Here is a 15,162-nt window from a genome sequence, read left to right as displayed (position 1 = left end):
AGGGATACTGGCTACCAACCCAAGTCTGATTTAATCCAGGTCCAAACCTTCTAATCTTAAAACTTCCAGAGCATTACTGGATTGAACTATACCGGATCTGATCTTATAATCGAAAGTCATCTTGCCATTCTCGATTTCTTCTCTGAAGTGAAATAAAGAAAGTTCAGGTAAATCTGCTAATTCCAGATCATGAGTTGTAATAATTCCGAACACACCGTACTGTCTTAACTTCTTCAAAATCCCTTTGCAGGCGATTGTTCTTTCTCTAGAATTCGTACCTTTTAGGATCTCGTCTAATAGTACTAATTTTCCTTTTTGGGAATTTTTCACTTCTTGTAATATTTTTCCGAGGCGTCTGACTTCCGCATAAAAGAAAGAGATCCCTTCTTCTACAGAGTCTTCGTTTCTGATACTGGAATGTACTTCTAAGATAGGAGTTATAAATTCAGAAGCAGGTACAGGTCCTCCTGCCATTGCAAATATTCCTGAAATTCCCAATGCTCTTAAGTATGTGGTTTTTCCAGACATATTCGATCCGGTTAAAAGAAGAAGTTTCCCTGGTTGCATAGGCTCCAGATCATTCGACACTCTTTTGTCGGCAGGGATCAATGGATGCACTAAGTCTTTCGCATGGATTGTTGTATTTGATTTTTCTAATTTAGGAAAAGTAAATCCAGGTTCTATCCAGCTCAAGTTCGCAAGTGGAAGTAAGGCATCCAATTCAGCAAGGTCCGACATAGATGCCTTTAAAGAAGCACCGTCCTTATTCCACCAAGATGTATACCTTCTCCAGATCCAAAGATCAAAGAAGAATAGAATATTTAATAATGCATGAGCTAAAGGCGATTGAGTATAAGCAGCTAGATTGGAAATTTTTAGAAATTGTTTCCAAGAGTTTTTGAGATCCTTCTTCTTCCAATTGGATAAAAAGATCTCTCCTTTTGTCCCGGAAAGATTAGAAGAACGTATGTAGAGTAGAAGTTTTCCTAATTCCTCTAGTGTTTCAGAATCTTCTGCAATTGGTTGTAACATTCTTAAGGATCTATTTCTATAAGATCCAAAAAATGCAGAATGAAGAATGAATATCCCGAATCCCCAGGTCTGTCCGAATAGAAGACTTCCTAATACTGAAAGCCACACAAGAGTTAGCCAAATAGGAAATAAAACTCTGAGTACATCTGAAACTTTTCCAAAAGAAGATTTCCAAAAATCATTTGGCTCTTCTTCAAATAGATTAAATGGAAAATCTATCTTATTCTTTTCAGAACGTTCTGGCTGCAAATTTCCGATCTTAGGAATATAAGAAGGAAGTTTTTCTTCTTCTCCTTCTCTTCTAGCCGGAAAGGAAGCCTCATATAATCTAAATTGTCTGAGCAACTTTTGTAGAACTTTCGCTCTTTTAGAAAGACCAATGATTGCAGTTTGTCTCGCGATAACCTTTGATTCTTCGGGAGTTTCTAAGAAGTATTCTAAAAATTTAGAAGTTCCTTTTTGGATAATAGTGGTGTCTATTCTGGAAAAGACACCCTTCTCCCCTAAAAAATCCAAATCTTTGGTCCAAGAAGGAAGCCCTGTCTCTAATACCAGATTTTTATAATATTCTCTTTTAGATTTTGGATAATGTTTTCCATCCAATTGGATCCTGGAGATCTGTGCTGTTAGGAAATCTGTCCAGACATGTAACCTTCTGATCTTCTCTCTTCTCTTTTGGTACGCTGATAATAAACGATAGAATACAGCTAAAATAAGGATCGAAGGTAAATAATATAGATCAGATAAAGTACGGAGAAGATAAACTCCAACGATCCAAGAAAGAAAGAATAAGAAGGAAAGTATTCTGAAAGTGGATAATAGGGAAAGAGTGGATTCTTCTTTTTGGATGATCCTTCCCAGGCGGGAAATTTGGGATCCAAGTCGGCGGACCCTATGAGGGGCGTTCATACCGCTAAAGTAACGTTCTCGTAGTTTTCAGTCTCTCTTTTGTATATTTCATGGTCCAAAAGACGAACCAAAGAACCTACATCTTGCATCAACCATGTGGAGACCATTTTGCCTCTATCGCGGCCCAAAAATTTGTCCACGTAGACATAGCCGAATAGATCGGTTCCGTACTCGTACACGACGAATCTTCCCGATCTTTTGCCAGTCTTATTTTCCAGACGGATCTGCATTTTACCGAATTTACTCCGCACTTTCTTTTCGTACAAGAAAAAAAATATCTCAAGTATTTTCGCAAAGTCCCGAAGTACAGTTTGGGAGAAAGCTTCCTTTCCAAGGATGGAAACCCGGAACTTTCTCCCTTTTTTCCCGAATGGGGTCGCACGGAGGCGATTTATGATATATCCCGAAATGGATCCGGATCTACGGAGTTCCTTTGCAAAAATCGGAAAAACCTTTGCTAATCTTACAAACGACACTGCTTTACCGGAATCCGGTCTAAAAGCTGGGAATTTGTTAGATAGAAGACAAATGAAAATCCTAGTCGAAATTCGCAAAAGAAGAATCAATTCCAAACAATGGAATAGTTTCCAAAAAGATTAAAACCCAAACCAGGAACAAAAAAAGCCCCTCGATCTCTCGAGAGGCTCTCTTCCTGAAAACTAAATATTCTGTTCTTAATATTTGGTTTTAGTAGATGGAAGTTTCACATTCAGGATAATATCCACTTCAGTTACTTCTCCCTCTCTCACCTTAATATCAGCATTATTCAAGTTTAGATCTTCTGCGAATGTAGCCTTGATCTCATACTCTCCCGGTTTTAAATTTGTAAACCAGAAGTTACCGTTTTGGTCAGTATTCAATTTTTGGATACCGCTTACGCTTGTAATCGTAGGCATAAAGATCGGCTGGTTAAGCACAGGGTTATCCAAGGTTCTGTAGAATACTTTTCCTCGGATCGCTCCGTAACCTGTCATAGATGTTACTACTTCCAGATCGTTTCTCTTATTCGGAAGAACTGCCTGGGTCTTTTGGACTTCTGGATAATCATCCGCTTGGATGGTTACCTTATGAACACCTGCTGGTACACCTTTTACAGTTAAAGTATAAGTCGCACCCGGAATGAGTTTCCCCATTCTTTTGACTGCTCCCCAATAATTGGAAGATTCAGTAGTGATCGTCTTATCCACTTCCTTATCGTCGATAAGTACTCTGATAGAACGATTTCCCACTCTCTTCTTACCAGAAGTGATACGTATTTCTGGAGGAAGATCAGACACAGCATAAGCTCTATCTTGGATGATAGTTGTTTTAATAACTAAGTCACCTTTCAGATTTGTAGGAACAACTGGAGGTTCTTCGTTTGTAACAACTGGAGTTTCAGGCTCTGGTTTAGGAGGTTGAACATCCGGAATAGGAGTAGGATTTACAGGAGGTTTAACAGGCTCTACAGGTTTTGGAGGATCAGGCTTTTTTTCTCCAGCTAAGAAGATACCTGACGCGTTACCCGAAATCTGAGGCACTTGTTCGTGATCATACTTTTTAGCCATATTTACTGTTTCATCTTTAGAAGCGAAGAAGGCTTCGAGTGCAGTGATCACATTGTCCTGGTTTAAGTCTCCACTAGAAAGAGCCTTTCCGAAATTATAAGTAAAGATCCCATGATTGATTGTTCCGCCGACTTCGATCGCAGTTTGGTTATCATCCGCGCTGGAAATGATCGCCTTATCTTGGAAGAAAAAGTCCTGAGAGTCTTGTTTAACTGTTCCATCACTTCCTTCTGGAATTGGAACGTTAGCAGAACCTCTAGTTGCCTTTCCTTTTTTAGCAATACCTCCGGAGAAGCAGCAGTCGAAAACGAAAACCGTTTTAGGAGATTTGATACCTTCTAGATAATCATTTAACTCATCATCGGAAAGGTGAGGCCTATCATAACAGATGATCAGGTTTCTCATTCCGTTCTTTGCTTTTTCATCTCTTTGAAAAGCGCCGTGACCTGAGAAATAAAGAAATACTGTATCATCCGCTTTTGCTTTGGAAGCAAGAGCCTTAATTTCTTTCTGTATATTGTTTTTGGTTACATCTTGGCCCAAAACAATTTTGATCTCATCGAATTTTCCTACACGTTTGATCTCATCGTGTAGATATTTGGCGTCAGCCTCACAAAGATTTAATTCAGGGATTCCGGCTTTGTTTCCTTTATAGTTGGATCCGAAGATAAGGCCGAACCTTTTCTGTGCGAATACATCTGTAGAAAATAAAAAGAGGGAAATTCCGATTATGGAAATTAAGGATTTCAATCAGAGCCTCCTGGCTTGGGTGTCTCAAAATAGCAAAAAGCTAGGCTTTGTCATTATTTTTTTGCCCTAAGGATAGATACCTTCCTAGAGCGAGTACCGGACTTATGACCTATGATTTTCTGATTTTTTTTCCAAACTTAGAACGATTTTAAGACTTTGAGCAAGAAATTTCCAATTATGTTCCCGGCAATCCGTTCCTGTTTTCGAACAACTATGGGTTTTTAGGGATCTTTTTAATTACGTACGGGGCGAGAAGATATTAGTAAGTTTACCAAATAAAAAAGGCCGGAAAATTCCGGCCCTTTAAATCCAAGTATTAGGATTTTATTATTTACTCAGCCATTTCATCATGCTGCGTAATTTTTTACCTACGTCTTCGATAGGGTGTCCTGCATTTTTCTCTCTCATTTTATTGAACTCAGGATAACCAGCTTTTGTTTCTGCGATCCAAGCTTTTGCGAACTTGGAGCCGTTTGCTTTTTGGATATCAGCAAGAACATCTTTCATACGTGCTTTAACGCCAGCATCAATGATACGAGGTCCAGAAACATAGTCTCCGTATTCTGCAGTTCCGGAAATGGAATAACGCATACGAGCTAATCCACCTTCGTAGATCAGATCAGTGATCAATTTAACTTCGTGTAAACATTCGAAGTAAGCGATCTCAGGATCGTAACCAGCTTCAGTAAGAGTTTCGAAACCAGCCATGATCAAATTAGAAAGACCACCGCAAAGAACTACTTGCTCTCCGAAAAGGTCAGTTTCAGTTTCTTCTCTGAAAGTAGTTTCAAGGATCCCTGCTCTTCCTCCGCCTACTCCGGCTGCGTGAGCAAGTGCTCTTTGTTTTGCTGTTCCAGTTGCGTCTTGGTTTACAGCGATCAAACAAGGAACACCACCACCTTCTACGTATACTCTACGAACCAAGTGTCCTGGTCCTTTTGGAGCGACCATGTAAACGTCTACAGTTTTAGGAGGTTGGATGAATTCGAAATGGATATTGAATCCATGAGAGAAAACTAATGCATCTCCGTCTTTCAGGTTAGGCTCGATATCTGCTTTATAGATGTCGCCTTGGATCTCGTCTGGAGCAAGGATTTGGATAATGTCTGCTTTTTTAGCTGCTTCAGAAACGGAGAATACTTCGAAACCAGCTTCTTCAGCTTCTTTCTTGGATTTAGATCCTTCTTTTAGACCGATAATAACTTTCAGTCCGGAATCTTTCATGTTCTGAGCTTGTGCGTGACCTTGGCTTCCGTATCCGATTACGGCGATGGTCTTTCCTTTTAATACGGAAAGGTCCGTATCTTTATCATAGTATAAATTAGCCATTGTGGCACCTCGAATGTTAGAAAACGGGAGTCGAGCCGGTTTCTAATAGGGTCTTTTTTACAAAACATTGTGAAATGGCCGATTCCACAATCTAAATTTGTTTTAGTAGCCCTTCGATTTCAATAGTTCGTCCAGCTTTCTGACTCCAGGGCTTTCTCCATCTATGGACTCTGCTGCTTCTAAGATCGAACGCGCCTCTCTAAAGCGACCTAATAATCTATAATTATCCGTAAGGTTGATCAAGTTCGCAAGACGATGAGGTTGGGAGATACGGACCTTCTCCGCCGCTTGGCTAGACTTAGAGTATTCTTTTAAATGTTTATAACATACAGAAAGTAAGAACCAGATATTGGGAGAATCTGAATCAAACTCTAGATATTTTTCAAGCCATCGAGAAGAAGGATCATACTCCTTTCTATCATAATAAACTTGTCCCAATAATCTTGCGGCTGCTTTGAAAGAAGGGACAGAATGTAATGCTTCTTCCAATAATACTACTGCAGTTCCGATCTCTCTTTGTTGTAATAGGGCTTTGGCCTCGGTATATTTTCTTAGTATAGATTCAGGAATTCCAGTTTTAGATTCAGTAATATTCGGAGAAAGTTTTTCATGGAATCCAATGCGTATTAGAGAAAGGTCGTCTGATAATGCACCCAAACTATGGATACGATCTACTAAATTATCCAGATCTCCTTTTGATTCCTCAACCGTTTTGAGAAACATATTTTCGTCAGAGTTCATGATCCAATTCACACCATCTTCGGTTAAATTGATATCGTCTCTTCCGTCTGAGCCTACATAAAGAATATCTCCAGGCATCAGATCGAATTCCAAAATTCTAAAACTCATCTCAGAAGGAGAACCTAGTTTACGAAGAGTTAATTCTCTTTCTAAGAAAGATGCTTTTCCATCTCGAAGAAGTACTGCCCAAGGATGTTCCGCATTAAAATAGTACATCTTTCCGGTTTTTTCATTTATGAGACCAAGAATAGCAGAAGCCATCATTACTCCGTCGAACGTTCTAAAAATATCATCCAACTCTCGATAAGATTCTCTAACCCAGTCTTCTGGCGAAATATTTAAAACCTTTCCTTGGCTCGCAGATCTAGCCATAATATTGTTTATAGCCGTTCCGAGTACGATGGCTCCTCCTGCTCCTTGCATGGATTTTCCCATCGCGTCTCCGTTTAAGAACACAGACCATCTTTCTTTTTCAGAACCGAATAGAAGATTTCCGCTGATACAAATATCTCCTCCGATCTCCGATTCTTTACTCTTAAAAACGAATTTTTTCTTTTGTTCTATGTAAAAGTTAGTCGTAACCGAAGAAGAACGATTCCAATTCGTCATCAAAGGTTTGCTTAATAGAGAAGTTAAAAAATAATCTCCGTCCTGCTGCACCTTGAGCGACTGGATCTCTTCCATTTTTTCGGTAACTTCTTTCGTACGAGCATCGACCTTCTCTTCCAAAGTGTCTGCATACTCTTCTAACTTTGTTCTTCCTTCCAGAATACTTCCCACCATCTTGTTGAAAGATTCAGAAAGATAACCTATCTCATCCTGGACGAGTACTGGAATTCGGATTGTAAGATTTCCTAAATTTACTTCTCCCACTCCTCGGATCAAAGTGTTCAGAGGACGTACCAAACTTCGATTGAAGAAGAATGGGAACAAAACTAAGATCACGAACACAAGAGAAAGAGTTAAGAACACCAACCAACTATTCGTTTCATCCAAAAACTTTCTGTAATGTAGATAGGGAAACGCTACAAGAAGAGTTCTTTCTCCCAGTTCGTCTCTTAAATAATAAGAATAGAATAGATCATTTGGAGAAGGAACGTAATCTACTGAAGTTGTTTTTGGAAGATTTGTAGTGGGAGTTCTTTTCAGGAAATTCCCGGACTTTCTATTTTCTAAAATTTCCTTTTGAGCCAGATTTAAATTAGGCTCTATACCTGCAGATTTTATCAAAATCTTAGGTTTATTTGAAGAATCCCCTAAAGAAACTGCATACGCAATCGACGAACCTTCTGATTTGCCAGTATTCAAAAATGCTTGAGCTTCTTTAATACTGATCTCATCAAATAAAGATTCATTTTTCAAGTTCACTACTGTAGAAAATGCCTGAGCAAAAACCAAACAAGTCGCCACAGTAATCCCGATAATCTTAGTCATAAAAGAAGTTTTATCTACTGTATTATTAATGAATAATATAGTCAGAGTAAAATATCCTAAGATCATAAAACCAACGTATAATTGTTGGAATGCATTAAAAGTGATCACACCTTCTCTAAACAAAAGATTAGAAACCACTGGGACTAAGTATGTGACGTCCATTCCCAAGGACATCTGAACTAATGCTTTTCTTTCTTCCTTATCTGCCCTGATAATTTTTCGGACCTGGATAAAGATCATAACCAAGAGAAAAGCAAGAAGTGATACTGCTAGAATATTACCCACCTTTTGCTGATAATTATAGATCTGTCCTGCAAAATGAAATAACGGCTTATTTGTAAAGATTTGAAAGTAAGAATAAGAGATCGTAATTAAAGAGATCCCAAGAAGAGATCCAATCACGTACTTAGCTTCTTTAGGATGATCGTTTCTGGGATATAAGTAAGCGAATATACAAAGAAAGATTGTACCAAATGCTGCCGCAGGACCAGTGATAATTCTATGATACGCAGCTTCTGGATAAGGAAAGATCGCAGAAAAAAAGAACCCGAAATTGATCAAAAATACGAAAAGAAAAAGATAAGAGAACGCGCTAGTATAATTCGCTTTCTTCTTTAACGCAGCTAAAAAAGCAAAAATGATAAAGGTAAAGATGGAACAGATGAGCGAAGAGATCGCCCATGAGTTAAAATAAATCATGGAGCGACTTTTCTAATCCCTAGTGTTTAGAATTCAAGATTTTTCTATACAAACTAGTTCGGAAATTTTATCGGAAGTACGACTAACCTTTCGAAGCCAATGTTTGGGCTTCCGTTTCCAGAATTTTAATAGTTTCCGCTAACATTTCACTCTTTCTTAACAAAGAATCCATAGAACTTTGCAAAGAAGATACTGATGTCATGATTGCATTCGCTCCAAGGGATTGTTCTTTTGAACCAGTTTCAATATCAGAAGATAAATTTCTTAAAACTGAAAGACTGTTCAGAAAACGTTCGTTCACTGTTTTCTGTTCGCTCAATAATTGATTCAGTTGTTTAAAACTATCTAAAAAGTTTGTGAACAAAGTATCTTGCTCTTTCACTTTCTCATTTGCAGTATGAGCAGATTTTTGTCCGTCTTGTACATATTTCGTACTTTCGTTTATAATTTTAGAAATACGATCTGCGTTCTCAGAACTACTTTCTGCAAGTTTAGAAACTTCTGTTGCGACAACTGCAAATCCTCTTCCTGCGGCACCGGCTCTTGCCGCTTCGATAGATGCGTTCAAGGATAGAAGGTTGGTCCTATCTGCAACATCAGACATGATCTGATTTACTTCGCCCACGGAGCGGAAGGAACTTCCTAAAGATTCTAAAGAAGTTCTAAGACCATCTACGAATTCACTTACTGCTTTTCCTGCATCTAAAACTATATCCATATTACGATTCAAATCGTCGGAGTGTCCGGAGATACGATCAATTAGAGTATTAAGATTTCTACTTTCTCCCAATAATCCTTCAATCTTTGTGAATTGGTCTTTAACTGTTTCTGTCGATTGTTCCGTTTGAGCTAAAAATTCTTCCATTGTGGAACTGATCTCTTCGAAAGAAGCAGCATGATTGCTGATCACTTCCGAAAAATCATCGGAGAAGTCTTTTAACTTTTTGGAATTCTCTTTTAAGGAAACAGCGGACTCAGTCATTCTGATCCTGCCGTGTTCCAGATCTTCTTTGGACTTTTCGATAGCTTGGGATTTTTCCTCTTCTACACTCTTTAACTGTAAAAAGATCCGGATTACCGCTACTACAATAAATGCAGTGGTCATTAAGAATAACATCTTGGTGATCTGTTCAGACATTGCAGCATAACCAGGAGTTATGGAAACAATACTATCTTCCGTAAAGACTACTCCGGTATAAGCTGCATTCACGGTTACTAAACTTTGGCAAAGAATAGTTAAGAACCCAGTCAGATATACAAATCTAGGAGAAAGTAAAAGTCCCGCATAAACTATATAAATAACATTAATAGTATATAGGACTACTTGTTTGATAACATTCGAAGCAAGCTTTGCGTCCTCTGTGGTCGCGCCAATCATTACCAAACAAAGAACGACCACATCGGCCACTATAAAAACTTTTCCCAAAAAGGGGGATACCCCGCTTCCAAATCTATTTTTAAGGAAGGTATAAGTGACATACATCACCATCACGGAAGTCCCTATAATATAGAGCGAGTTTTGGAATAGGGTACTTCTCTTGTACCCCATGGCTATGGAAGCAAAATAGAGTAATGTCAGTCCGAATCTGATTCGATTGATTGTGATCGGACCTTGAGCGAGAATTTTTTCCGTTTCGGAACGTGCTACCATATTAGAAAAACCCGCCTTAGGAACATTTTTATTAACTAATATCCAAGACGGTAAAAGGGCCAATAAATCGATCCTTTTTCGGATTTTATTCGTGGAAAATTTATTGCAAAAGAAAGTTAACGTTGCCCTTTATTTAATAAGTCCCTAATATATCCGACCATTCAGCTGATATAGATCAATGTTCTTTTCCGAGGAGCTCGGCTTCTTCTTCCAATACCCTTATTGTATCAGATAAAAGTTCACTCTTTCTCAATAAAGAATCCATTGAACCCTGCAATTCAGATATCGCTCCCAGTATCATAGAAGCCCCTGAGTTTTGTTCGTTTGAAGAAGTCTCAATTCCTGCAGAAAGTTTACGTAACTCGGAGAGACTGGCTAAAAATTGGTCGTTTATTTTGATTTGGTCTTCAAGAAGTCCATTCAATTCATTGAATCTACCTAAGAACGCAGCAAACTGATCCTCTTGGTTTTTGACTTTTTCTGAAGTCACCAAGGCTCGATTTCTTCCTTTGTCTACGTAATCATTCGACTCACCTATTATTTTAGAGATCCTTGCAGCATTTTGACCGCTGCTTTCTGCGAGTTTAGAAACTTCAGTCGCAACCACTGCGAAACCTCTTCCTGCAACTCCTGCCCTTGCTGCTTCTATCGAAGCATTTAAAGAAAGTAAATTGGTACGATCTGCAACATCGGCCATGATTACTGTAACCTCTCCCACAGAACGGAAAGATTCTCCAAGGGATTCCAAAGATTCAGAAAGTCCTGAAACAAATTCAGTCACTTCTTTTCCTGTATTCAAAACAGAATGGATACGATCATTTAACTCAGAAGAATAACCCGAAATCTTATCGATCAAAGATCTTAAATTTTGGCTTTCTTTTACGAGCAATTCTATTCTTCCGAATTGATCCTTAACGCTTGAGGCAGCACTTTCTATCTGGGATAAAAATTCGCTTAAAGTACTTCCTATCTCATCGAAAGAGGCCGCGTGATTATTGATCACATCGAAAAATTCATTAGAGAAGTTTCTTAAAGATCTGGATTTTTCTCTTAGCGATACTGCAGCAGAATCCATTCTTTCCTTACTTTTTTTCAATTCATTTCCGGATACAATGATGGTGTTTAATTTTTCTTCTTCCGCATCTCGCATAAGTCCGAATATGTTAATTACACTTCTCACTATAAAAGCGATCACGATCAGAAAAATTAGTTTTAAAATTTGTTCAGAGGTGGAGGCAAATCCTGGAGAAAGTACTTCTAATGGCTCTTCTGAAAATACAACTCCATGAAGATAACAATTTAATATTACTGCACCTTGTGCAACTGCCGATACAATTCCTGCAATAACTACAAATCTTGGAGTTAAGAGTAATCCCGAATAAACGATCAATATTACATTAATCGCATATAATATAATTTGTCTAATGATACCCGAAGACATGTTCTTATCCGTAGAAGCGGCGAAAAACATAACACTCGCAAGTATTAATATATCTAAAATGACTGAGATCATCCCAAGCGATTTCGGGATCTTTCCATTTCGATAAGAAAAGAATAAATTCACCAGAGAGACGATCGCCATTGAGATCGTTCCCCCTAGGTAAGCCATATTTTGTTCGAAGGAACTTTGTTCCCAAGAAGCAGCTAAAGAGGCTAAAATTAGAAAAACTAATCCTATGCGGATCCGGTTAATAGTCAAAGGACCTAACGCGGCGATCTTTTCCATGGTTCGTTCATCATTCATTGGAGCCCCCAATAATGTTTGGTTTTATTCAAAGAATACTCTAAATTCAAACCGAAGGCGCATAGAATCGATCTTATTTTTTATAAAGTGAGCAAAAACTCACATTTTAATTTCATATTCTAAGGGACAAAGCTTAGAAGTTGATATTAGTCAGCAGTATAAGTCTACTACTGACGCCAATTTTTCCTAAGAACATCTCTGATCCTAAGCACCGCTTCGTTTTCAGGTTCTATATGAAGAGCAGATTGGACCATAGACATTGCTCTTTCATAATTTTTTAAAGCGATATATACTTGAGCCAGATTCATTAGATTTTTGAAATGATCCGGCTCTCTTAATCTCAATCTTTCTCCAAAGTCTAAGGCCTTTTTTAACTGCCCCGCCTTTCTTGCGGCAAAGGAAGCTACATACAAAATTTCCTTATCTACAGGTTTGATATTCAAGTAGTCTTCTGCGTAATGTGCTGCTTTGGAATAATCCTTGAGCTTTAAGAACAATTTTACGAAATTTTTCTTAACTTCTGGAATGCGACTGTCTAAATTCTCCGCTTCTTCCAGATAAGTAATAGCCTCTGAGACATCTTTGTTTTGAGAAGTTTCCTTAGCTCTATTAAGTAGTTCTTTTATTTTTTGTTTTTGCTCATCGTGAACTTTTTGATCTGAATCATCTTCTTTAAAAGAGAGTCTGATAAGAGAAAGGTCATCAGTAAGAGGTCCCCTACCTGTAATACAATTATAAATTCCACCTAGGTCACCTCTACCTTCTTCCACGATCCTTAGGAAAAGTTTTTCGTCATCATTGATAATCCTTCCCCCATCTGCGTCTGTCCCGATCAAAATATCGTCTCTACCGTCGGAGCCAGCAATGATCACATCTCCAGGTTCTAATTGGAAGGTTTTGATAAAAATACGACCTTCCATTCCAGTGGTTCCTAATTTTCGGAACATCAACTCATCTTCTATGAAGCTTGCAATTCCATCCCTGTATAGAACTGTCCAAGGGTGTTCTGCATTAATAAAATATAAAATACCAACTTCGTCGTCTACAAGACCCATTACCGAAGAAACCAACATGGAACCGTCGAAACTTTCGAAAACCTTATGAAGTTCCGTAAACGCATTTTTCAACCAACGTTCCGGAGACTGATTTTTCATATTATCGGCAAGTCTGGTTCTTTCTATTATAGATTCAAAAACAGATCCAAGAACTAGAGCACCGCCAGCACCTTGCATGGATTTTCCCATTGCATCAGCGTTCAAAAATACAGTATAAGATCTTCCCAATAAATCTATATGATTGGAGATGTTTAAGTCTCCACCGATCTCATCATGATATCTTCTGAATGTGAATTTTTTCTTTTGTTCTAGTAAAAAATCTACCTTTACGTTTTCATGAACTGCCTTGTTTGCACCTAAAGGTTTGATCAAAAGAGAAGTTAAGAAATAGTCTCCATCCTGTTGTTGTTTGAGTTCTTGTACTTCTCCCAAGGTTTGTTCCAATTCCTTGGTTCGTTCTTTTACTTTTTCCTCTAACTCATTAGCGTATTGTTCTAATCTTTTTCGTGCTGCTTGGATGGACCTTGCCATTCTGTTGAATGATCTTGCGATAAATCCAATCTCGTCTTCTACCCTTGGTTCAAGTCTATAATCCAAATTTCCTGAATTTACTTCAGTTAAACCTACGACGACTTCGTCCATAGGTTTGATTAGAGCATTTTGGAAGAAAAATCTGAATCCCAAACTAATCACCAACATGATTGCAAGTAAACATACAACCAAGATTAACGCAGGTTCATGTATGAATGTTCTGAAGGATATGTAAGTAAAACCTACTTCGTATACATTCCCGTTTGTAGGATGTACAACCAGGTAGGAAACATAGTATTGCGGCTTATCATCTCCTACTTTATAATATTTCGTTCCTCTATAGATCCGTTCTCCCACTTCTCTGATCGGAGTTAAGGGTAGAAGTATCGTTTTATCCAAGTCCGACTCTGATATATCTGCCTTAAGATCAGCTTCTGCCTTTACCTTGACTTTTTCTAAAATTGCGGAGAGCCCAACTTCTTCCGATTTTAAAAGTTTATAAATTGCAGGAGCATCTGATTTAGAAGGTAAATGAGAATATTTACTTCGAACTACTTTTAATTTTTTGTTCAGATATCTGAAAAATTCTCGTACATCTTCGTCAGAAACTGAATCACTACCCTTAGATTCTAAAAATTGTTTCAGTCCGTCTTGGTATGCATAAAATTCTTTGGGAGAATTTTCTAAAATAGTTTTGGATCTTTCTAATCTTGTACTTGCTGGGAGCCTTCCTAAACTCGTAAGATTTTTAGAAATATAAAAGAATTTTATCTCTAATCTATCTTCAGAATCGAATCTTGGGTCCTTAAAACCTCTTTCAGTTAGAAATTGATTTTCGTTTGGATCATAAGAAGTCAAATATGCGAATCCGTTCGGAGTTTCTCCCTGTAATACGACCAGTTTCGCTTCTTCTTTTTTGATTAGATCGAAAGAAGAATCATATCCGTTTAATATTGCAAATCCCACCAGCTGAAAAGCGAGAAGGAATGTTGCCATACTCACTCCCACAATCCTGCTTAAGATTGTGGTTCTTTCTTTGGTTGCATTTACATAAACGATCAGAATTAAAAATAATCCTGCTACAAGAAGAATGTCCGCTGTTTGTTGATATACTGCTCTAGAAACAGTACCTTCTCTACTTAAAGCATTTGTAATGCCTGGTAAAAGTGTAATTGTCAGATAAGCAAGAGTGATATAAATTACGGACCTTCTCTCCCCTCCTTTTTCAACGATCGCTCTCCAAATCGCTGCGATCAAAAAGATGAAGTTGTAAAGGAAAACTATAAGAGAAAAAACTTTGTAGAATAAATGAGTTTCAAAATCCCAATAATGACTACCCATTACGAAACTTCGAGTAGACTTTAAAGAAAGCATAATATAGAAGATTGCTAAGGTTATAACTCCTGCATACAAGACCGCATACAAAGTCAGTCCTAACTTTTCTTTTTTAGGAGTTGGGAAATAAAAGAAGAAGATAAAAAGCTGAGTGTACCCCACCATCGGGAATGGGATCACGATCCACCTATGAAAGATCGTCCAGTCTTCAGGAGAGCAAAAGGCTACCAAGTAACCAAAATGAAATATGGTTGTTGATAAACTCGAAAGACCTAGATGAAATGCCGCCTTACTTCTGTCCTTGATGGTCAGAAAGAAAAAGGAAACGTACAAAGAAAATAAGGAAGCGAGTAAGGATCCGAAGAAGTAAAAGTTAAAATAAAAAGGGTCCATAAAATAGCAGCC

9 protein-coding genes are annotated in these 15,162 nt (G+C 38.0%); 1 reads left to right on the top strand and 8 read right to left on the bottom strand.

The window, feature by feature from the left end; translation table 11 throughout:
- Positions 1-30: 30 nt before the first annotated feature.
- Together EHQ52_RS08170 and EHQ52_RS08165 are read right to left on the bottom strand one after the other, a co-directional pair.
- Positions 31-1,941 (bottom strand): MutS family DNA mismatch repair protein, encoded by a 1,911-nt coding sequence (locus tag EHQ52_RS08170; RefSeq protein WP_135614705.1) that lies wholly within the window; start codon positions 1,939-1,941, stop codon positions 31-33.
- On the bottom strand, positions 1,938-2,171 hold the full coding sequence (locus tag EHQ52_RS08165) for a hypothetical protein (protein ID WP_135614704.1): 234 nt from the start codon (positions 2,169-2,171) through the stop codon (positions 1,938-1,940). Before EHQ52_RS08165 ends, EHQ52_RS08170 begins: the two co-directional genes overlap by 4 nt.
- Positions 2,172-2,334: 163 nt before the next feature.
- Between EHQ52_RS08165 and EHQ52_RS08160 the strand changes: the two genes are divergently transcribed.
- Positions 2,335-2,541 (top strand): hypothetical protein, encoded by a 207-nt coding sequence (locus EHQ52_RS08160; RefSeq protein WP_086447697.1) that lies wholly within the window; start codon positions 2,335-2,337, stop codon positions 2,539-2,541.
- A gap of 74 nt (positions 2,542-2,615) precedes the next feature.
- Here the strand turns inward: EHQ52_RS08160 and EHQ52_RS08155 are convergent, their stop codons facing one another.
- From EHQ52_RS08155 to EHQ52_RS08130, 6 genes are all read right to left on the bottom strand, one after another.
- Positions 2,616-4,238, bottom strand: coding sequence for a caspase family protein (locus tag EHQ52_RS08155; protein WP_135614703.1), 1,623 nt, complete (start codon positions 4,236-4,238; stop codon positions 2,616-2,618).
- Positions 4,239-4,565: 327 nt separating this feature from the next.
- Entirely contained in the window at positions 4,566-5,567 is a 1,002-nt protein-coding gene (ilvC, locus tag EHQ52_RS08150; RefSeq protein ID WP_135614702.1) for a ketol-acid reductoisomerase, read from the bottom strand.
- A gap of 102 nt (positions 5,568-5,669) precedes the next feature.
- Complete coding sequence (locus tag EHQ52_RS08145; RefSeq protein ID WP_135614701.1) at positions 5,670-8,441, bottom strand: SpoIIE family protein phosphatase; 2,772 nt, start codon at positions 8,439-8,441, stop codon at positions 5,670-5,672.
- Positions 8,442-8,523: 82 nt separating this feature from the next.
- Positions 8,524-10,092, bottom strand: coding sequence for a methyl-accepting chemotaxis protein (locus EHQ52_RS08140; RefSeq protein WP_135615688.1), 1,569 nt, complete (start codon positions 10,090-10,092; stop codon positions 8,524-8,526).
- 175 nt (positions 10,093-10,267) lie between these two features.
- Positions 10,268-11,836, bottom strand: coding sequence for a methyl-accepting chemotaxis protein (locus EHQ52_RS08135; protein WP_135614700.1), 1,569 nt, complete (start codon positions 11,834-11,836; stop codon positions 10,268-10,270).
- Between the two features lie 167 nt (positions 11,837-12,003).
- Entirely contained in the window at positions 12,004-15,150 is a 3,147-nt protein-coding gene (locus tag EHQ52_RS08130) for a SpoIIE family protein phosphatase (protein WP_135614699.1), read from the bottom strand.
- Positions 15,151-15,162 lie beyond the last annotated feature (12 nt).

The sequence above is a fragment of the Leptospira koniambonensis genome (genome assembly GCF_004769555.1).
In the GTDB taxonomy this organism is placed as follows: domain Bacteria; phylum Spirochaetota; class Leptospiria; order Leptospirales; family Leptospiraceae; genus Leptospira_B; species Leptospira_B koniambonensis.
The sequence above is the reverse complement of the archived record's forward strand: the minus strand, read 5'-3'. Positions and strand labels throughout refer to the sequence as shown.

Excerpts from the sequence above, each read along its gene's own strand:
- EHQ52_RS08170 (WP_135614705.1), bottom strand. The coding sequence starts at position 1,941 with ATGAACGCCCCTCATAGGGTCCGCCGACTTGGATCCCAAATTTCCCGC.
- EHQ52_RS08165 (WP_135614704.1), bottom strand. The coding sequence starts at position 2,171 with ATGCAGATCCGTCTGGAAAATAAGACTGGCAAAAGATCGGGAAGATTC.
- EHQ52_RS08160 (WP_086447697.1), top strand. The coding sequence starts at position 2,335 with ATGATATATCCCGAAATGGATCCGGATCTACGGAGTTCCTTTGCAAAA.
- ilvC (WP_135614702.1), bottom strand. The coding sequence starts at position 5,567 with ATGGCTAATTTATACTATGATAAAGATACGGACCTTTCCGTATTAAAA.
- EHQ52_RS08145 (WP_135614701.1), bottom strand. The coding sequence starts at position 8,441 with ATGATTTATTTTAACTCATGGGCGATCTCTTCGCTCATCTGTTCCATC.
- EHQ52_RS08140 (WP_135615688.1), bottom strand. The coding sequence starts at position 10,092 with ATGGTAGCACGTTCCGAAACGGAAAAAATTCTCGCTCAAGGTCCGATC.
- EHQ52_RS08135 (WP_135614700.1), bottom strand. The coding sequence starts at position 11,836 with ATGAATGATGAACGAACCATGGAAAAGATCGCCGCGTTAGGTCCTTTG.
- EHQ52_RS08130 (WP_135614699.1), bottom strand. The coding sequence starts at position 15,150 with ATGGACCCTTTTTATTTTAACTTTTACTTCTTCGGATCCTTACTCGCT.